Origin of the sequence: Micromonospora sp. NPDC047465 (assembly GCF_040643125.1) — a bacterium.
In the GTDB taxonomy this organism is placed as follows: domain Bacteria; phylum Actinomycetota; class Actinomycetes; order Mycobacteriales; family Micromonosporaceae; genus Micromonospora.
Map to the genome: position 1 here is coordinate 1 of NZ_JBEYTP010000020.1, position 19049 is coordinate 19049.

The 19049-nt window shown below is 74.9% G+C and carries 14 protein-coding genes, 1 tRNA gene and 1 pseudogene; 9 read left to right on the forward strand and 7 right to left on the reverse strand.

Features of this window, described 5'->3' with window-relative positions; translation table 11 throughout:
- Nucleotides 1-476: 476 nt before the first annotated feature.
- The 3 genes from ABZ793_RS19070 to ABZ793_RS19080 form a co-directional block, all read right to left on the reverse strand.
- A complete protein-coding gene (locus ABZ793_RS19070; protein WP_357458810.1) occupies nt 477-1529 on the reverse strand; it encodes a site-specific integrase in 1053 nt (350 codons plus the stop codon).
- A complete protein-coding gene (locus ABZ793_RS19075) occupies nt 1519-2016 on the reverse strand; it encodes a hypothetical protein (protein ID WP_357458813.1) in 498 nt (165 codons plus the stop codon). The genes ABZ793_RS19070 and ABZ793_RS19075 overlap by 11 nt, the downstream gene beginning before the upstream one ends.
- A 137-nt stretch (nt 2017-2153) precedes the next feature.
- Nucleotides 2154-2240: transfer RNA gene (locus ABZ793_RS19080), tRNA-Leu, on the reverse strand.
- Between the two features lie 223 nt (nt 2241-2463).
- On the opposite strand from ABZ793_RS19080, the pseudogene ABZ793_RS19085 reads away from it, so the two are divergent.
- A pseudogene (locus tag ABZ793_RS19085) lies at nt 2464-2901 on the forward strand (tetratricopeptide repeat protein); the annotation flags it as partial.
- 935 nt (nt 2902-3836) lie between these two features.
- Here the strand turns inward: ABZ793_RS19085 and ABZ793_RS19090 are convergent.
- Entirely contained in the window at nt 3837-5081 is a 1245-nt protein-coding gene (locus ABZ793_RS19090) for a hypothetical protein (RefSeq protein WP_357459062.1), read from the reverse strand.
- Between ABZ793_RS19090 and ABZ793_RS19095 the strand changes: the two genes are divergently transcribed.
- From ABZ793_RS19095 to ABZ793_RS19125, 7 genes are all read left to right on the forward strand, one after another.
- The gene (locus ABZ793_RS19095) at nt 5056-5820 is read left to right on the forward strand and encodes a fibronectin type III domain-containing protein (RefSeq protein WP_357459039.1); all 765 of its coding nucleotides are present in this window, start codon (nt 5056-5058) and stop codon (nt 5818-5820) included. The two genes, ABZ793_RS19090 and ABZ793_RS19095, sit on opposite strands and share 26 nt — an antisense overlap.
- A gap of 155 nt (nt 5821-5975) precedes the next feature.
- Nucleotides 5976-8600: a fibronectin type III domain-containing protein gene (locus ABZ793_RS19100; protein WP_357458816.1), complete on the forward strand. Its 2625-nt coding sequence runs from the start codon at nt 5976-5978 to the stop codon at nt 8598-8600.
- A gap of 27 nt (nt 8601-8627) precedes the next feature.
- Nucleotides 8628-9623: a MoxR family ATPase gene (locus ABZ793_RS19105; protein ID WP_357458819.1), complete on the forward strand. Its 996-nt coding sequence runs from the start codon at nt 8628-8630 to the stop codon at nt 9621-9623.
- A gap of 12 nt (nt 9624-9635) precedes the next feature.
- Nucleotides 9636-10805 (forward strand): DUF58 domain-containing protein, encoded by a 1170-nt coding sequence (locus ABZ793_RS19110; RefSeq protein ID WP_357458821.1) that lies wholly within the window; start codon nt 9636-9638, stop codon nt 10803-10805.
- Nucleotides 10806-10954: 149 nt separating this feature from the next.
- Nucleotides 10955-13321, forward strand: coding sequence for a transglutaminaseTgpA domain-containing protein (locus tag ABZ793_RS19115; protein WP_357459041.1), 2367 nt, complete (start codon nt 10955-10957; stop codon nt 13319-13321).
- A 70-nt stretch (nt 13322-13391) separates the two neighbouring features.
- Nucleotides 13392-14231 carry a hypothetical protein gene (locus ABZ793_RS19120; RefSeq protein ID WP_357458823.1) on the forward strand — a complete coding sequence of 280 codons (840 nt, stop codon included), beginning with the start codon at nt 13392-13394 and terminating at the stop codon, nt 14229-14231.
- A 260-nt stretch (nt 14232-14491) separates the two neighbouring features.
- Nucleotides 14492-14890 (forward strand): hypothetical protein, encoded by a 399-nt coding sequence (locus ABZ793_RS19125; protein ID WP_357458826.1) that lies wholly within the window; start codon nt 14492-14494, stop codon nt 14888-14890.
- Between the two features lie 225 nt (nt 14891-15115).
- Here the strand turns inward: ABZ793_RS19125 and ABZ793_RS19130 are convergent, their stop codons facing one another.
- Nucleotides 15116-17218, reverse strand: coding sequence for a hypothetical protein (locus ABZ793_RS19130; RefSeq protein WP_357458829.1), 2103 nt, complete (start codon nt 17216-17218; stop codon nt 15116-15118).
- 53 nt (nt 17219-17271) lie between these two features.
- Here ABZ793_RS19130 and ABZ793_RS19135 point away from each other — a divergent pair, with 53 nt between their 5' ends.
- On the forward strand, nt 17272-17478 hold the full coding sequence (locus tag ABZ793_RS19135; RefSeq protein ID WP_357458832.1) for an ArsR family transcriptional regulator: 207 nt from the start codon (nt 17272-17274) through the stop codon (nt 17476-17478).
- Here ABZ793_RS19135 and ABZ793_RS19140 read toward each other — a convergent pair.
- Together ABZ793_RS19140 and ABZ793_RS19145 are read right to left on the reverse strand one after the other, a co-directional pair.
- Entirely contained in the window at nt 17466-18374 is a 909-nt protein-coding gene (locus ABZ793_RS19140) for a CU044_5270 family protein (RefSeq protein ID WP_357458835.1), read from the reverse strand. The two genes, ABZ793_RS19135 and ABZ793_RS19140, sit on opposite strands and share 13 nt — an antisense overlap.
- Entirely contained in the window at nt 18367-18981 is a 615-nt protein-coding gene (locus ABZ793_RS19145; RefSeq protein ID WP_357458837.1) for an RNA polymerase sigma factor, read from the reverse strand. Before ABZ793_RS19145 ends, ABZ793_RS19140 begins: the two co-directional genes overlap by 8 nt.
- Nucleotides 18982-19049 lie beyond the last annotated feature (68 nt).

Below are 19049 nucleotides of genomic sequence, written 5' to 3' on the forward strand. Positions count from 1 at the left end.
CCGGCGATGACCTCGCGGACTTCAGCGACCACGTCGCCGGCGTGTTGGGCGGGTGGGCAGCCGCAGCCGAGGAACGGGGTGGCCGACACGCCGCCCGGCGCGCCGCGGCACACGGTGGGCTGCCGTGCCGCCATTGGTGGGGCACGCCGACCTGGCCCAGCCTCGTCGACGACTTCGTCACTGTCCTTGACGAGCCGTCGCATCGGCACTGGGGTCCCGACGGCCAGCGGCCGCCGACGACTGCCGCCAGAACCCGCGCAGGTCGCGGACCGCAGCGTTTTGCGCAGAACCCTTCTGCGCGAACCGTGGCTTCTTGAACCGGCGGCAGCCCAGTGGCTTGTTGCGGCGGGTATCGGCTACCTGCAACCGGATATTCCACCGTTGCCCACCAGCGCCGACACCAACACGTCCGCGAGGGGCGCCTTTTGAGGGCTGGGTCAACAGCGAGTTCCAGGGGGTGTTGTGGCCGGCCGCCGTCATCCCTGGCCTGGTGCGGGCAAGGACTGCCCGTCTTGTCTTCTGGCTAGCGGGTGGGGTTGGCCGGTCATGGCGGCCAGGGCCTCGGCGACGGCGTGCAGGTCGGCCTTGATGTAGGTGGTGGTGGCGGGTCCACGTCGGTCGGTGTGGCCGGCGTAGGCGCGGGCTACTCCGTAGCCGAAGTGGCGTTCCACCCAGGTGAGGGTGGTGTGGCGTAGCCAGTGGGTGGAGATGCCTTGGGCGGCGACCCAGGGCAGTTGTTCGCCGATGCGTTTCCACAGGTGATCGTAGCGGCGGCTGCTGATCGGCTGGCCGTTGCGGTAGCGCAACAGCCGGTCGGTGGGCAGGACCGCGCCCCGCGCCCTGGCATGCTCGAACAAGCGGTCGGCGAGGATCGGGGTGATGGGCTGCCAACGCAGGGTACCGCCTTTCTCGGTGAGGCGGATCAGGCAGTGCCGGGTGTCGAGGTCGACCAGGCGTAGTGAGAGGGCGCCGCCGCGGCGGCAGGCGGTTTCCGTGTGCAGGCGCAGCAGCAGCGCGTCGAGGACGACGTCGTTGCCGCTGGTACGCGCCACCAGGTTGATGTCCTGCAGTTCACCGGGCGTGAGGGCCCGGCGGGGGTTGGGCAGCCGGCGCGGCTTGGCGACCCGGTGGGCTGGGCTGTCCGCGGCGGTGAGGTGGCCGTCGGCGACAGCCCGGCGGTAGACGGCGCGGGCGGCCGCGATGACATGCTCCCCCGCGTGTCGGCCCTGCCGACCGGTGCGCCGGGAGCGGGCGCCGGCGGTGGCCTGCCGCATGAGGGCCTCGATGTCGCTGGCGGTCACCTCGTCCAACCGCAGGTGGCCAAGCACGGCGACCATCTGGTCCCAGTAGGTGCCGTAGGTACGGCGGGTGCCCGGGCTGGCCGCGGCCGCGACGCGAGGCACGTACTCGGCGACTGTCGGCATCGTGCAGCCGGAAGTGTCGGGGTGGGCGACGAGGTCCGCCGGGGTGAGGCCGAGATGGGCGAGCATCTGCCGGGCAGCAACGATGCGTGACGGATCAGCCGGCATGAGAGGCACCTCCGAGGACGGTGGTGTGCAGGTGCGTGAGGAGCCGCGTGATGGTGTTCGAGGGGTGCACGACGAGCAGATCCCGGACAGGAACCGCCGCCAGCAGCACCGGCCGATGCGGGTGGATGCCGCACATCTGCCGGGCTGCGGCGGGCAGGGGCAGTGCCCCGCGGGCCCCGACGGTGTGCTTCCCGTCAGGTCTCGCGGTGATCAGGAGAAGGCCGTCGGTGACGTCGATGTGGAGGCGGTGACCGGACGGCCAGCCCAGCGCCCGTAGCAACGCCCGGGCGGCCACCCGGCCGTCGACGTCCGGGCGGGCCACGTCGATGACGATGTCGTCGACCGGTTCCCGCGCAGATGGGACGGCTGCGGGCAGCTCCGGCATCGGAGCCGGTGGCGGTGCCGGGCGAGGAAGCGGGGCCGGGATGACCGCGCCGATCAGCTGCTCGTCGAGGCGTCGGCGGGGCGGTTGCCGGGCGGCCGTCATGGCGACCGCCGCAGCCGTCCGCGCGGCCTCAGCGCGTCGCGCTGAAAGCCCTGATCTTCGATGTGTACACGGCTGCTACGTGGTGTCCTCATCGGGAGCCACCAGGATGGTGAGCTCCCGTGATCCCGCACGAAGACTGGTGTCCGAGGGGGGACTTGAACCCCCACGCCCTATACGGGCACTAGCACCTCAAGCTAGCGCGTCTGCCATTCCGCCACCCGGACTTACTCGTTCAGCCTACCGCGCCGACCTGGGGGATTTCATCACCCGTAGGCCGCTCTGGCGGGCCGCACGAGGAGTTACTGTACACGCCCCGGGTGGATCATGCACATCGGCTTCCGGCCGATGCGTCCGCGCAGGTCGGGCCGGCCCACAAGGCGGGACGACCGACGCAAATCGGCGGGCCCCGGGTGGCGTCCGGCGGGTCCGACCCGGCAGCATGACGACGTGTCCCATCCCTCTCCCCTGGCCGCCGTCCAGCACCGGGCCCTCGCCCTGCGCGCCGCGGGCGATCTCACCGCCGCCCGCCGGTTGCTCGCCGACGCCGTCGGATCCGCCCGGCCGCCGTACGGCAAGGATCACCCGGATGTGCTAAGCACCGCGCACCTGCTGGCCCGCCTGCACCGGGAGGCGGACGACCCGGGCGCCGCCCGCCGGACGCTGGAGGAGGCGTACGCCGCTGGCGAGCGACGCTGGCCGCCCGCCGACCCGCTGATGTTGGCGCTCTCCTTCGAGTTGGCGGCGGTGGCGCACGAGTTGGGCAACCGGCACGAGGCGCGCCGCAACTACAGCCTGGTCGCCTCCCTGGGCCCCGCCGTGCTCGGTGTCGAGCACCCGGCCGTACGCACGGCCCGGCAGTATCTCGGCGATGCCGCTCCCGCCCCTCAGCAGCCCGCGCCGACCGCGCGGCCGGACCTGTCGGCCCTGTCGGAGCCGACCATCTCGCTGGCCGCCCTTTCCACCGCGTGGCGGCCCCACGAGCCGACCGCGATCCCCCAGCCACCCCGGTTTCCGGCCGCACAGACCCCGGCGGTGCAGCCTCCGGCCGCGCAGCCGCCCGCGCCTCAGGTGACCGCCGGCCCACCCACGGCACCGCCCGCGCCGCCGTACCACCGGCCGATCCCGCCGCCGCCCACCGTTCCGGCTCCGCCTGGTCCGGTTCGGGCCACCGCCACCCCGCCGCACACCCCCGCGCCTCCGTATCCGCCGCACACCGGCGCCGCGCCGGTGCCGCACCAGCCGCCGGCCCAGCCCTACCCGGGTCCGCCGCATGCCGGCCGGGTGCCGCCCCCGCCGGCGGTGCCCGCGCCGCCACACGCCACCCCGGTGCCGCCTCCCCCGGCGGTACCCGTCCCACCGCACACCGGCGCAGCCCCAGTGCCGCCCCCGCCGGTGGTGCCGAACCCGCCGCAGAGCGGATGGGCTCCCCCGGCCCCGCCCGTCGTACCGAACCCGCCGCACGCCGCCCGGGTCCCGGCTCCGCCCGCACCGCCGCACGCCGCCGCGACCGGACAGGCCGCTCCGCACGCCGTCCCGGCGCAACAGATCCCGCCGCCCCCGGTGGTCCCGGCACCACGCAGCGCGCCCTCGGCGTCGGCCCGGGCCGCCGTCCCCTCACCGCCGGTCCCCCCACCGCCGGTCGTGCCACCGCAGCCGTCGACCACCGCCCCGGAGCGGCCACCGCACGTCCCGCCGCCTCCGGCGGTACCGCCGCGCCACGCCAGCGGTACGGCAGCGCCGCCGCAGTCTCCGTGGGCCCCTGCCCCCGCGCAGCCGTCCGTGGCGCATGTTCCGTCGGCGCCCGCGCCGCAGAGCCCGCCTCATGCCGCCGCACCGGCGGCCGAGGGCACCTCCCCGTCCGCCCCCGCCGCCAGGACGATCCCGCCACCGCCGCCGATCCCGCCGCACGTGGCGCGTCCCGTCTCGTCTCCTCCGCCTGCGGCGACGACCGCGGCGCCGGGCCCGCGACACGCGGCGCCTCCCGCCACCGCCGCCGTGTCAGTGCCACCCACGCCGCCCGCCGTCGCGCCGTCGCGGCCGGGCCCCGCCGCGCCACCGCGGCAGCGGACGGCCCACGAGGCGACGGCCGACGCCACGCCCTCCGCGGCACCGGAACCCACCGCCGAACCGGCCGCGTCCCCGGCGTCCGCCGGTCGGCCGACCGCGGCACCGACGTCCGGCGACAAGACGCCGACACCCCCCACCCCGCCGTCGGCCCCCACCGCAGCACGCCCGACGCCCGACGCCGAGGCACCGCGTCCGGCCGTGCCGGACGACGCGGCGCCGGCCGGGCCGGAGACGCCGGAACCGTCGACGCGCGGGCCCAGGTGGGACAACCCCACGATCCAGGTACGGCAGATCGAGCCCCTGCTCGCCGAGGAGGCCGCCCGCGCCGCCAACGCGAAGCAGGCCGAGGCCGCTGCGGGCACGTCGGCCACCGCGCCGCCCGGCGCGTCGGAGGCCGCCCCCGCCTCGCCCGGGATGTCGGAAGTCGCCGCCGCGGCGCCGCACACGCCCGCGCCGACGGCACCGGTCAGCGCCCCGCCCGCAGCTCCGGTCAGCGCGACCCCCGTGAGTGCGCCCCCCGTCAGCTCGCCCCCGGTGAGCGCACCGCCTGCGCCACAGGTCGGCGTGCCGCCCGCGCCCCCCGTCAGCGCACCACCTGTCAGTGCGCCGCCGGTGAGCGCGCCGCCCGCGCCCCCGGTCAGCGCACCGCCCGGGCCGGTCCGAGCGGTCAGCCCGCCCCCGCCGCCGGTCAGTGCGCCGCCCGCGACCCCGCGGCAGACGATCCCGGCCCCTCCGGTGATCCCCCCGCCGCCGCGCGTGCCGGTCACCGCCCCACCGCTGCCACCCCCACCGGTGGTCCCGCCACCGGTCAACGCACCGCCGACGCCGCCGGTCAGCGCACCGCCGGTTCCCCCGGTCAGCGCGCCGCCGATCAGCGGACCGCCGATCAGCGCGCCTCCCGGGTATCCGCCCGTCAGCGCACCGCCGCAGCCCTCGCCTCCCGTGAGCGGGGCACCGGCGCCGCCGTGGAGCATGACCGCGCCGCCGTGGAGCAGCACGGCTCCCCCGCAGGCGCTGACCGGGCCGCCGGCCACCGGGAGCGACCGCGACCAAGACGTCGAGGACGAGCCGGACCAGGAACCCGCGCTGGAGCGGGAGCCGGGCCGGGAGCAGGGGACCGGAGAGCAGGGGACCGGAGAGCAGGCGCCGGCGTACCTCGACATCGACGAAACGTTCCCCATGAAGGAGGTGCCGTCGCCGTCCACCGCGCCCGGGCCGGCCCACCATGTGCCGGCCTTCCCGCCGCCGACGGCGTACCCGATGGTCGCCGAGCCCGAGGAGCGCGGCCGGAGCCGGACGGCGGTGGTCGTCGCCGTGGTCGTCGCGGTCCTGGCCCTGGCGGCGCTCGTCGGGGTGGGCGTGCTGGTGCTCAGCCGGGAGGCGGCGCCGCCGGCCGGGCCCGCCTCACCGGCCGCGTCGACGACGGCGACTGCCTCGCCGAACGCGGCCGGTCCGCCGCCGGGCGACCTGACGCTGCGGGACGACTCGGCGACGATCACCCTGAGCTGGACGGACCCGGCGCGCGGCGGCGTGCCGTTCATGGTGGCCGGCGGCCGGGCCGGGCAGAAGCTGGGCGTGATGGCCACGGTGGACCCCGGCCAGACCAGCTACACGGTCAACGGGCTCAACTCGCGGGTGGACTACTGCTTCACGGTGCTGGCGGTCTACTCGACGGACTCGTTCGCCACGTCGGGGCAGGTCTGCACGGAGCGGGAGGGCGACACGCCGGCGACCTGAGGCTGACCCCCGGCGCGGCGCGCACGCTCGGTGTCCACAGCGGGACAGTGCGGGTTCCCCCGCCCCCGGCCGGGCCATATGATGGCACCCGGCTCAGGGGAGGGTCGCCGGTCAGGGCGCGCCACCTGCCAGGACGACATGGGAGGCAGCCGGTAGTGGCCACCATCGACGACGCCGCGAACGCCGGCGGTCCGCGTCCCCGCTCCCGCCGGATGCGGGGCGGTCTGGTCACCATCGGGACGGTGGGGGCGCTGCTGGCCGCGATGGGGCTGACCGTCCTCGGTCTCGGCGCGGCGGACAACGCGGTGGCGAGCTACGACGCGAGTTCCTGGCTGTGGAGCACCGCCCGAAGCGAGATGGCCCGGGTCAACGGGGTCACCGCGCGGGTCGACACCCGGGTCGAGATCCCGGCCGCCCGCCGGCACCCGATGCAGGTCACCCAGACCGACCGGCTGCTGATCCTGCGGGACCTGAGCACCGGCCAGGTCAGCTCGCTGGACCTGGCCACCCTGCAGATCACCGCGACCACCCGCACCACCCCGGGCCTCGGGGTCAGCGTCGCCCTGCACGAGGACGCGGCGTTCGTCGTCGACGCCGTGCAGGGCATCGTCCGGCAGCTCGACCCGCGGTCCCTGACGCCGGTCGGCGAGCCCGTGCGCTACCCGCCGGGCATCACCGGCGGGTCCTTCGACGGCGAGGGCCGGCTCTGGATCGCGGTGCCCAGCGAGGGCACCGTCTCGGCGATCACCGCCGCCGCGCTGCCCTCCGCGCCCGCCTCGGCCGCCGCCGGGGCCGGCCTCAGCCCGAAGAAGGTCGAGACGTACGACGTCGCGGAGGCCAGTCACGAGCTGGTCGTCTCCACCCTGGACGACGGCGTCGCGGTGCTCGACCGCACCGCCGGCGCGCTGGTCACCGTGCAGCGGGGCCAGGTCCGCTCGACGCCGCTGACGATGAGCGCCCCGGGCGCGCTGCCGGCGCGGACCAGCGGACCGGCGGTGCCGGTGACGGTGCCCGGCGAGCGGCGGGTGCACGTGGTCGGCGACGACGGCGAGGTGCGCGCGTTCACCGTGCCGGGCACGGGCGACCGGCTCAGCCCGGCGGTGGCGTGGGCCGGCCGGTTCTACTGCGCCGACGAGGCGTCGGGCACGGTCTACGCCTTCGACGCGAACGGCCAACTGGTCGACACCATCCGCGGCAAGGGGACGGGCCCGCTGGAACTGGAGGTGCGGGAGAACCACCTCTTCGTCAACGCCCCCGACTCGGCGACCGCCCGGGTGGTGGACGACAAACACCAGGTCCGCGAGGTCGACAAGTACGCCAACGACGTGCTCGGCGGCGACCCGCCGCCGGCTCCCACGCCGCCGCCCCCGCCGAAGAAGCCCAAGGTCGGCAAGCCGGGCGCGCCGCGCAGCGTGACCGCCGCCGCCGGCAACGCGCAGGCCCGGGTGAGCTGGCGGCCGGCACCGACCAACGGCGCGGAGATCACCCGGTACGTGGTGGAGGGCGCCGGCCAGCGGGTGCAGGTGGGCGCCAACCAGCGGGCCGTGGAGATCAAGGGCCTGACCAACGGCGAGACGTACCGGTTCTCGGTGCACGCGGTCAACGCCAAGGGCGACGGCCCGGCGCGGACCAGCAACCCGGTGACGCCGACCGCCGCGGTGCCCGACCCGCCGGCCAGCGTCACCGCCCAGGAACGGCCGGACGGCACGGTGCTGGTTAAGTGGCCGGCGGCGAACGGTCAGGGCAACACGATCGCGAAGTACGTGGTCACGGCCACCTCGGCGGGCACCAACGCGCCGGCCGGCGAGTCCCGCAAGACGGAGCTGGTGGTGCCCGCCGGTGAGCTGGAGTACGGCACGCAGTACGCGTTCACCGTCGTCGCCGTCAACGACCGGGGTGCCGGCTCGGCGGCCTCCCCGGTGAGCAACACCGTCGTGCCGTACGCGGCGCCGGACCGGCCCGCCGACCTGCGGGCGACCACGGTCGCCGACCGGCCGGGCACGGTCGCCGTGCAGTGGTCGCCGGCTGCGGCGAACGGCCGCCCGGTGACGAAGTACCTGGTGGACGTGGGTGGGCGCACCAGCGAGGTGACCGACACCCGGGCCACCGTGGACGGGCTGGGCAACGGCCAGAACGTCACCGTGAAGGTGAAGGCGGTCAACGAGGCCGGTCCCGGCCCGGAGGCCACCGCCACCGCCCGCACGGTGGCCGAGCCCCGCATCACCGTGACCGGCTCGTCGGCGACCGCCACCTCGGCGACGGTGACGTTCACCGTGGACGCCGGCGGCGGCAAGGCGACCTGCTCGCTGAGCACGAACGGCGAGCCGACGAAGACCGGGACCTGCTCCGGCATCACGATGACGGGCCTGACCCCGGGCACGGCGTACACGTTCACCGTGACCGCGAGCAACGCCGCCGGCAAGGGCACCGCCAGCCGCGCCCAGGCCACCGACGCCCTCTACGGGATCGCCACCTGCAACAACGGCCCCGACGGCGACCAGCGGACGTACTGCAACTCCGACGTCGACGGCCGCAACGGCAACGAGATCTTCTCGGTCCCGCGGCAGGACAACAACCGGCAGGTCGGCTGGGCGGAGCCCGGCACCCGACTCAAGGCGTACTGCAAGAAGTCGGGCGAGAACGTCGACTCCTGGATCTACAACAACCAGAAGCAGAGCACCTGGTGGGTGCAGGTTGACTACAAGGGACGCAACTACATCCCCTGGGCCTGGCTCAACCTCGAGGGCGGCGACAACATCAACGTCCTGCCCAACTGCTGACCACCCAGGCAAGGAGCACCACCGACCGTGAACACCCACGAGCCGCTCACCCAGCCGGAGGTGCAGGGCTTCGCCGCCCTCGCCGCCCGGCTGGCCGAGAACGTCAACGCGGTCGTGCTGGGCAAGCCACAGGTGGTCCGGTTGGCGCTCACCGCCCTCTTCGCCGAGGGGCACGTGCTGCTGGAGGACGTGCCCGGGGTCGGCAAGACCACCCTGGCCCGGGCCATCGCCGCCACCGTGAAGGGACAGTGGCGGCGCATCCAGTTCACCCCCGACCTGCTCCCCTCGGACGTGTCCGGGGTGACCATCTTCAACCAGGCCACCCGGGGCTTCGAGTTCCACCCGGGGCCGGTGTTCGCCAACATCGTCATCGCCGACGAGATCAACCGGGCCTCACCGAAGACGCAGTCGGCGCTGCTGGAGGTGATGGAGGAACGCACCGTCACCGTCGACGGCGTCCGGCACCCGGTGCCGCAGCCGTTCCTGGTGGTGGCCACCCAGAACCCGGTGGAGATGGACGGCACCTACCGGCTGCCCGAGGCCCAGCTCGACCGGTTCCTGGTAAAGCTCTCCGTCGGCTACCCCGACGAGGCGGTCGAGGTGGAGGTGCTGCGCGGCGCGACGGTCCGCTCCCCCGAGGCGCTCACCGCGGTCACCGACACGGCCACCGTCGGGGAGATGGTCCGCATGGCCCGCCGGGTGCACATCGCCGAGCCGCTCTACACGTACGCGGTGCGGCTGGCCGCGGCCACCCGCGCCCACCCGCAGGTACGCGTCGGGGTCAGCCCCCGGGGCGTGATCGCCCTGACCAGGGCGGCGTGCGCGTACGCGCTGATCGACGGGCGGGGCTGGATCATGCCGGAGGACCTCAAGGCGCTGACCGAGCCGGTCTTCGCGCACCGGCTCCTACTCACCCCCGACGCGCAGGTGCGCGGGGTGACCGCCGCCGAGGTGCTGCGCCAGGCAGTCGCCTCCGTGCCGGTGCCGCTCCCCTCCGGCCAGCCCGCCCCGGTCCAGGGCTGACCGGCAACGCCGGTGTCCGCGCTCACCGCCCGAGGCGTCGGGCTGCTCGTCGCCGCCGTCGTGCTGCTCGGCGCCGGCTTCCGCTTCGCGTACCCCGAGCTGACGCTGCTCGGCGCGGCGGCCGGCACCGCCGTCGGCTACGCCCTGGCGACCGCGGCCTGGCGGCCCCGGCTGGAGGTGACCCGCAGCGCGGACCCCGACCGGGTGGCGCGGGGCGAGCCGGCCGCGATGACGCTGACCGTACGCAACGCCGGCCGGCTGCCGGCGGCGAGCCTGGTGGCCGAGGACCGGTGCGGGAACCGGTCGGTCCCGGTGCCGCTGCTGCGGCTGCGACCGGGCCGCGACACCACGGTCCGCTACGACGTGCCGACCTCCCGCCGCGGCGTGGTGCCGGTCGGGCCGCTGCGGGTGACCCGACGCGACCCGCTGGGCCTGGTGGCGCTGGCCCGCCCGTACGGCGGCACGGTGCCGGTCTGGGTGCACCCGCGCATCCATCCGCTGCACGCGGTGCCGACGGGGGCGGGACGCAGCCTGGACGGCCGGGTGGACAAGGTGCCGCACGGGTCGATCACCTTCGACTCGCTGCGTGAGTACGTGGTCGGTGACGAGCTGCGCCGGGTGCACTGGCGCACCAGCGCCCGGGTCGGCGAGCTGATGGTGCGGGAGAACGTCGACACCAGCCTGCCCCGGATCGTGGTGCTGCTGGACAACCGCGCCGCCGCCCACCCGGAGCGGGTCGACGGGGTGGCCGAGTCGTTCGAGTCGGCGTGCGAGGCCGCCGCCTCGGTGGTGACCGCCGCCGTCCGCGAGGACCTGCCGGTGGCGCTGCTGATGGTCGCCCCGGAACCGTCCGGACCGGACACCACGGGCGACGAGACGGGGCACGGCGGCGGGCCGCTGGACCGGCTCGCGGCGGCACAACTCGCCGACGACGTCCTCCAGCCCGCCACCACCCGACTGCGGCGGGAACGACTCGGCGACACGCTCGTCTTCCTCACCGGCCCGGGCGGCCGGGGCGACCTGGGCGCGGTGGGCGCGCTGCGCGCGGCGTACCCGTCAGTGGTGGTGGGGATCTTCGGGGCGGCGGATCCGGCGCCGCCGGGCGCGGCCGGCCTGGTGGTGATCGACGCCCCGGACGGCGCCGCGTTCGCCGCCGAGTGGGACGGGGTGCGCAGATGGTGAGGGCGACCGGCGGGGTCCGCGACGGCACGGCGCCGCCGCCGGCCGACAGCGGCGGCCACGCCACGGGCAGCAACGGCCAGGACACGGGCAACGCCGGGCCGGACCGGGACAGCGCCGGCGGCAGCGGGACCGCCGGGCCGGGACGGGCAATGCTGCGGGCGCTGCGGGCCGTGCCGGTGCCGCTGGCGCTGATCGCGATGATCGGCCTGGCCGGCGCGGTGCTCGGCCGGGTCTACGCCGGCCCGCTGCTGACCCGGCTGGTGCTCGGTGCCGCGATCGGTTCGGTGCTGGTCAGCGTGGCGGCCCGCCGGCTGCCGTCGTGGCTGGTCGCGCCGGTCTCGGTGACCGCGCTGGCCGGCTGGACGGCCTGGTCGCTGCGGCTGACCGCGACCCGGGCCGAGCTGCCCGGCGGTCTCGCCGAGGTGACCGCGGACGCCGCCACGAACGGCATCCCCCGGCTGCTGACGGCGATGATCCCGGTCGAGCCGACCCCGGACACGGTGCTGGTGCCGCTGGTCGCCGCCTGGCTGGCCGGGCTCGCCGCGGCGGAGGTGGCGCTGCGGGCCGGCCGGGTGCTGCTCGGCTACCTGCCGCCGGTGCTGCTCTACGCCGCCGCGCTCTACGTGGTCGGCCCGAACGCCGACCCGGCGATCGGGCCCACCCTGGCCTTCGTGGCCGTGGCGGTGCTCGGCCTGGCGGTACCGCCGGGCAGCGCGGCGGCGGCCGGCGGCGACCCGACCGCCGGGCTGACGCCCGCGGTCCGCGCCGCCGTGCGGGCCCGGCTCGCCGCCGCCTCCGCCGCCGGGCTGGCGGTGGTCGTCGGCCTGGCCGCCCTGCTCGGCCCGGCGCTCGCCGGCCAGGTCGACGGCCGGCCGGTGGACCCGCGCCGGTACGTCGAGCCGCCGCAGGTGGAGGCGCTCGACGAGAGCCCCCTCATCCGCATCTCCGGGTGGGCGCTCAACCCCGGACAGAAGCTGCTCGACGTCCGCACCGACTCCCCGGACGCGTCCACGCCGACCGGGGCGCCCGACCCCGCCCCCGACTCCGGCACCGGGCCGGACACCGGCGGCCGGCGGGCGCCGCTCCGGCTGGCCGTGCTCAGCGACTACGACGGCGTGACCTGGCGGGTCGGCGCGACGTACCGCAACGCCGGACGGATCCTGCCCGCGACAGCACCCGCGCCGGACAGCACCGTGCGAACGGTACGACAGGAGATCACCGTCGCCGAACTCAGCGGCCGGCTGCTGCCCGCCGTCGCCACACCGCGCGAGGTCACCGGGGCGCGGGTGGCGTACGACCCGACGACCGGGACCCTGATCCGGCCGGAGGGGCTGACGCCGGGCCTGCGCTACACCGTGACCTCGGCCGTGGAGACGCCGGACGGAAACCTGCTCAGCACGGCGGACGTGCCGGCCGGCGACGAGGTGGCCCGGGTGCTGCGGGTCGCCGACGGGGTGCCCGAGCCGCTGCGCCGGCTCGCCACCCAGCTCGCCGAGTCCAACGGCGCCCCGTACGCGCGGGCCACCGCCGTGGAGCAGTTCCTCGCCGAGCACTACCGCCTCGTCGCGGACGCGCCGAGCGGGCACGCGTACCCGAACCTGAACTTCTTCCTCTTCGGACCGCGCGACGCCGGCGGCCAGCGTGGCACCTCCGAGCAGTTCGCGGCCGCGTTCGCCGTGCTGGGCAGGCTGGCCGGGCTGCCGACCCGGGTGGTGGTCGGCTTCCGGGCCACCGGCGACGGCCCCGTCCGGGCCGGCGACGCGTACGCCTGGCCGGAGGTCCTCTTCGACGGGCTCGGCTGGGTGCCGTTCGACCCGCTGCCCCGACCCGACGAGGAACCGCGCCCGGTGGAGGAGGACTTCCGCCCGACGCCCGACGAGCCGCCCCCGTCGGAGGTGCCGGAGCCGACGGTCGAGCCGACCGCCCCGCCGGAGCCGGTGGCCGCGCCGGGCAAGCCGACCGACGCCGGGCCGTCCACGGCGCTGCTCGTCGGCGGCGGTACCGGCGGCACCCTGCTGCTGGTCGTGACGGCACTGCTCGCCCTGATGGTGATGCGCCGGGCGCAGACCCGGGCGCGGCTGGAGCGGGGCGACCCCGGCCAGCGCATCGCGGGCGCCTGGCGGGAGGTCACCGACGCGCTGCGGCTGGCCGGCCGACCGGTCGGCGGGGACCTGGCCGCCACCGAGGTCGCCGCCCACGCTCGCCGGGCCCTCAGCGACGGCCGGGCCGGTATCTCTGGGGCCCCGGCCGATCTGGTCGGCACCGCCGGTCCCGCACCGGCAGACACCGGCCCGCCGCGCACCACGGCAGGTGGCGGGAAGCTTGACGCCCAGGTGGACGAGCTGGCCGACCTGCTCAACCAGGCGGCCTTCGCCCCGGGCACGGTCACGCCCGAGCAGGCCACCCGGGCCGGCACGATCGCCAACGACTACGTCACGGCGCTGCGCGCCGCCCGGCCCTGGTGGCGTCGCGTCCTCTGGTCGGTCCGCCCCGGCCCCCTCCGCTGGCCGCGCTGAACTCTGTCACGCAGGCCACCACGGATAGATGGCAAGGGCTACGATGTGCCGCACCGTGACAGGAGGGCCAGTGGGACATCGTCTGCGGTTCGTTGCGCTGCTGCTGCTCGGCGCGGTGCTGCTGGGCACGGTCGGCCTGTGCGTCGGCTCCTGGTACGGCGGCCGGGGCACCGTACCGCTCAGCCCCGAGCGGGCCCGCAGCGTGGCGGCAGAGCTGCTCCCCGGAACCGAGCCAGACAGCTCGGCGTTCCAACGCGGCTACCGGTACGGCGTGTTCCTGGCCACCGACGACTTCGGCTCCGGTCACGCCGTGTTCCACTACGGTGTCCGCGTCGACTGCTCGCTCTCCGAACAGCTGCGGCGCAACGCCGCATCGCGGGGCTGGCAGAGCCTCCGCCGCGTGCCGGGCACCCCGTGCGACGGCTGGCGGGCCGAGAATGAGGGCCTGACGGTCACGCTCACCCACCGGGCGTACGGGTCGACGCTGAGGGTCGCACCGGCCGCCCCCGACGGTTTCCTCGCCACCACGGTCATCGGCACCCTCCTCGGTGCCGCCGCCGGCGCGGCGCTGTTCTGGCCGGTGGCGCGGCGACGGTCGCCCGTACCCCTGCTGGTCGGCACACTGGTGACGGTCGGATTGCTCCCAGGGGTCGGCCTCACCTGGGCGGACCTGGCCACGGACGGGCTCGCCGAGCCGGTGTGGCCCATCTGGCGGTCGCTCGTTCCCGGGCTGGTGTTGCTGTGGCTCGTGCTGCTGCTGGTGGGGTCGATCGTCCTCGCGAGGCGACGGAACCGGGCCGGCGCCGCCGCCGATGTGACGGCTGCCGGGCGGGGAAGCAACCCGAGAGGTCCCAACGAAACAAGCTTGGGCGTATCAGGTGGACGTGAGGATCGTTCGATCCGAACGTGAGGCGGGTGAGCAGCCTCTCGACCGAACGACAAGCTCAGGAGCAGCCGGGACACGCACCGCGATCGTCATGACGGGCCCGAGGAAACACGTCTTGCTCCCTGACGAGGGCCAGCAGGTTGAGTACCGTAACTCAGGCGACCTGGCGCGCGCCGGGCCAGGATCAGGGCATGACCAACGCAGGGGATGGCGAGCAGCACGACGGTGCCGTTGCGGGCTCTTCCCCTCCCCGAGAACGAGGCCACTGGGCGTACCCCTGGTTGATGCTGATCCTGGCACTGCCCGGCGCCGCATGGTCCCTGTACGTGGGCCTCATCGCCTCCGCGGCGTTCTTCGGTGAGCAACCCTCTCCGACCGACCACGCCACCACCACCGCCGCTGTCCTGTCCGGGGCATCCCTGTGGCTGGTGACGGCTCTGCTCACCGCAGTCGTGTTCCGCCGCGCGGTGGTGCCGGTGCTGTGCGGCCTTGCGGCGGTCGGCTTCGCCGTCGCGGCCATATCGGTGCAGCCGCGTGCTCCGCTGAGCACGGCGGACAGTGCGGGCTGGCTGTCAGCCTGGACTCCACCGACAAGTTGGGCGATCGTCCTCTGGGGCGTTGTCGCGCTGGTGCTGTGGGTGTACGGCCAGTCCAGGGCGCGTCGCCGCCGGGCGGCCCGCTGACGACCGGGCGGCGCCCCTCCGTTGGCAGCGGGTTGTCTTCTTGCCCAGCCACCACCGCACCACCTGCTCAGAACACCGTCACCACACCCTGCCGTGGCCGCTGCGGTCACTTCATCACCTGGAAGTCGGGGTGGGTGATCCACGCGCCCGCCGCCGCCGCGTCGAGATACACCGCGTCGCCGGCCCGGACGCACCGGCCCGCGTGCAGCCGCCGGCCGTGCACGGTCAGCCGGGTTCGGCCGACGAACTCAGCGTGGCGACGGCCGTGTACAGATCACGTCGCAGGCGGTCGTCCAACCACACAGTTTCGTCGTAGGAGCCGTACGTGACCACCCGCTCGTCGCGGTCGGCCAACTCGACCAGCCCCGGCACCGCGTCGACCCCGCCCATCTCCACCAGCAGGGCGAGCGCCCCCTTGTCGCCGTACGGGTCGGCGACGGCCGTGAGCAGCGGGTCGACGAGGTCGCCGACAGCGGTGCCGTGTCGCCAGAGCGCACGGGCGGCGTCGACGCGACCGTACTCGTTGCCGAGCGCCTCCCGCAGCCCACGCGCCAGTTCGGCGCCGGCCACGGGTGCCATCTCAGCGGCCAGCTTCGCGGCGGACCGGACCGGGACGTCACCGGCGCCGAGCACGGCCGCCACGGTCGATAGCACCTCGGCCGCAGCGCCGGTCGCCCGCCACACCAGCCGCGCGGCGGCGATCTGCTCATCGCGCTCGGGGTGCGTCGTCCCTGGCGCACCGGTCAACCGGCCACGCAGCGCCGGAACGAGGGGCGCGGCGGACGGCCCGGCGTCCGCGACGAGGTCCAGTTCCCAGGCCAGGTTCGACCGGGACGAGGCCAGCCGGGCAGAAGCCGCCGAGATGAGCGGTCCGGCATCGCCGGTGAGGCGCCACACCGCGTGGCCCGCCCGTACCTGGCCGGTGTGGGCGGCCTCGCGCAGCGCTGGCACGGCGTCCAACGCGGCTGGCCCGATCTCGGCAAGCGCGGCCGGCGTCACCCACGGCGCGGCGGGCAGGGCGGCGAGGAGATCGGGAACCGCGTCGGCCGCGGCTGGCCCCCATGAATGCACCAGCGACACCAGGTGGATGACCGGGTTGCCGGTGAGACCGGCGGCGAGCTGCGCCGCGAGCCGACGCCGCAGCGCCACGAAGACGTCCGGGTCGAACGCGGGCCTGTAGTCGGCCAGCACGTACATCGCGCCCGGGTCCCGCCCGGCGGCCCACGCGCTCAGCACGGGTTCCCGCCACCGGTGATCACCGAGTCGGATGAGGGTGTTAAGGGCGGTGCCCGCCGGTCCGCGGCCGTCGTCGTCACCGCCGCCGGCGATGCTCGCCAGTACGCTCGCGACGGCCGCCGCCGGCACTCCCGCGTGGGCCGCGGCCTGCACGGCCGCTGCCCGGACGTCGGCGTCGGCGTCGGTCAGCAGCGCCCTCAGGCGCGGCATCAGGTCGGCCGGCGCCGAGCGTCGGCTCCGGAAGCGATCGGTCATGGCGTTGGCGGCACGGATCCGAGCCGTCGGGGTGGCGCCCGCGCCGCGGGTGCGCCGTGACGGGCCGCTCGGGCCCGGCGCGCCGTCCGTCAATGCCGCGGTGATCGCGTTCGCGGTGGCGGCGTCGACCCGGTCCAGCACCTCCGAGAGTGCGTCGGCGTGCCCCTGCCAGGGGCTACGCCACTCGTCGTCGCTGGCGAACGCCGCCGCGATCGGGGCGATGGTCTCCGAGGGGACGGGCAGCCCGGCCCGGGCCAGCGCGAGCGCGGCCGCCGCCGGTACCGGGGACGGCTCCGACTTCGCGGCCGACCGCAACCGGTCGGCGCACCCGGCCGGATCGTGCAGGGCGATGCCCAGCAGCAGAGAGGCACGCACCCGCGCGTCCTCTTCGAGCGCCCAGCGCTCCGCCAGCGCCTGCCGGGTGTGCCGACCGCAGCGCGCGAGCGCGTAGGCGGCGCACTCGCGTACCTCCGGGTCCGCGTCCGCCAGCTGGGACAGCAGCACGTCGCTGTGCTCGGCGACGGCCGCCCGCACCGCCGGCTGGTCGTCGCCGTCGCTCTGTTCGGGGTCGCAGAGCGCGCCGAGCACGTGGAGCAGGTCGGGTCGCTGGTGCACTCCCGGTGTGGTGGCCAGCTCGACCAGGAACGGTACGGCCATCACCGTCACCGGGTAGACCGTGCCCTGGTGCCACAGCGAGGAGGTGAACTCGTAGCGGCCTTCGCGGGCGGTCTCCGGATCGGGTGAGGCGATGGCGCGCAGGATGTGCGGGGCTTCCTCGGCGGGGCCGTAGGCACCCTCGTAGGTCGCCCAGTCGATCTCTTCCAGTCCGGCGAGCATCGGGACAGGGTAGACGATCAGGAAGCATCCTTCCTGGGTGCTGCCATCGCCTCATGGCGATTGGTTGCACTCCGGGGACGGTGTCGAAGCACCTGGCGTGGCTTCGTGACTGCGGGCTGATCGACTACCAGACCGAGGGCCGCCGGTCGTTCTACGCACTGACCCGGCCGGAACTGCTGGACCTGGGATACCAGCCGGGCACCGATGGCGGGCCGCGCCGGGCGGCCCGCACGGGTGGTACTGAAGGTCAGCCGGTCTGACCGACTTCGTCGACGACGGTGTGGGCGATCACCGCCGTGTATCGCGAGGTGCCGAGGTAGGCATAGGTCTCGGGGTGGAAGACGAGGACCATCTGCTCCGCTCCGTTCGTGGATGGCCAGGCGATTCCAATGCCCGGCCGGCCCGCGCCATCCGTGACGTTCTCGACGGCGCGTAGACCCGGGACCGCTGCCGCGGCTTCGTACAGCGCCGCTCGCGTCTGCGGTCTTAGATAGCTCTCGGCGAGGAAGAGCACGTCCTTGCCGGCGGCATTCACGTCACCGGCTTCGCCGCTGCGGTGCCCGGCCAGGTAGGTCCGCATGGCAGCCGCGTCGGTAGGCAGGTCGGAGCGGTACGCGGGTTCCGGGGTGCACTGCTCGGTCCGGCCCGGAACCACCTGGCCGCCCTTCACCGCGGCCATCCGCCCGTTCCGGCAGCCCGGAATGACCGTCTCCGTGGTGCCGGCAGCGGAAGTCTCTCTGACCAGTCCGTCCCGGGTCCCGTCCACCGACATCCAGCTCTCACGGATCGACTGGCGGTTCTGAGTGCGCTGGTAGATGAGCTGATCGGATCGGGGGGTGAGGTCAGGCATCCGGAGCGAAACGGCCGCCGCGTTCCGCAACACCTGGCTGGCATCGGCCCTGGCAACCGGCGCGTCACCGCCGAACTGATCCGGAGCGAGCACGACCACCGAGGTGACCGCCGCCGCGACGCCCGCCGCCACCATCCCGCTGAGCACGAGTCGCCAGCTCCGCCGGTTCGAGCGGCGAATCGTCGTGGGAGCAGGGGACGTGGCGGTCATCGCGGCCAGAAGCCGGCCGCGGGCCGAGGCCAACTGTTCGGGGGTGGCCGGCGGGGTCTCCTGGCCGATTTGCTGGAGCAGTCGCATGTCATCCATTGCTCATTGCCTCCTCGATCGTGATGGTGGAATCGCCGCCCAGCGCGTCGCGGAGCAGCCTGCGGGCGCGGTTGAGTCGTGATCGCACGGTGCCCACCGGAATCCCGAGCGCGGCGGCCGCCTCGTCGTAGGTCAACTCCTCCCAGGCGATCAGGAGCAGCACATCCCGGTCGCCGGTGGAAAGCTCGGCCAGGGCGCCGAACAGCATTCGGCGCAGCGACTGCGCGGTGACCACAGTGGCGACACGGTCGTCGTGCGACGCCTCGCTTGTCGCGGGGACGTACGCCTGCCGCAGCCGGTACTCGCGCTCCTCCTCGCGTCGGTGCTGGCTGACGATGTTGGTCGCGATTCCGTAGAGCCATGGCCGGGCGTCCGGACGGGCGGTGTCGTACCGCTCCCGGCGACGGAACGCCACCAGGAACGTCTCGGCGGCCAGGTCGTCCGCGATCCCGGCACCAAGCCGCCTCGCCAGGTAGCGGTGGATGTACGGGGCGTGCCGGTCGAAGATCACCGCGAAGCTCTCAGAATCCCGGATGGATCGCTCGATGACTGCCCCATCCGTCAACGTGCCGACGTCGACAGCCTTCACTCGTTTGAAACGGTTCATGCACGACCTTCCGCGGAGCCGGGATTCATCACCTGTTATCCGCAGGTCGCGGGAAAACGGTTCACAGG

What these genes read in the sequence shown, in the direction of transcription:
- ABZ793_RS19070 (WP_357458810.1), bottom strand. Translation starts at nt 1,529, where the DNA reads ATGCCGGCTGATCCGTCACGCATCGTTGCTGCCCGGCAGATGCTCGCC.
- ABZ793_RS19075 (WP_357458813.1), bottom strand. Translation starts at nt 2,016, where the DNA reads ATGACGGCCGCCCGGCAACCGCCCCGCCGACGCCTCGACGAGCAGCTG.
- ABZ793_RS19095 (WP_357459039.1), top strand. Translation starts at nt 5,056, where the DNA reads ATGACCGCGCCGCCGTGGAGCAGCACGGCTCCCCCGCAGGCGCTGACC.
- ABZ793_RS19115 (WP_357459041.1), top strand. Translation starts at nt 10,955, where the DNA reads ATGCTGCGGGCGCTGCGGGCCGTGCCGGTGCCGCTGGCGCTGATCGCG.
- ABZ793_RS19125 (WP_357458826.1), top strand. Translation starts at nt 14,492, where the DNA reads ATGCTGATCCTGGCACTGCCCGGCGCCGCATGGTCCCTGTACGTGGGC.
- ABZ793_RS19130 (WP_357458829.1), bottom strand. Translation starts at nt 17,218, where the DNA reads ATGCTCGCCGGACTGGAAGAGATCGACTGGGCGACCTACGAGGGTGCC.
- ABZ793_RS19135 (WP_357458832.1), top strand. Translation starts at nt 17,272, where the DNA reads ATGGCGATTGGTTGCACTCCGGGGACGGTGTCGAAGCACCTGGCGTGG.
- ABZ793_RS19140 (WP_357458835.1), bottom strand. Translation starts at nt 18,374, where the DNA reads ATGGATGACATGCGACTGCTCCAGCAAATCGGCCAGGAGACCCCGCCG.
- ABZ793_RS19145 (WP_357458837.1), bottom strand. Translation starts at nt 18,981, where the DNA reads ATGAACCGTTTCAAACGAGTGAAGGCTGTCGACGTCGGCACGTTGACG.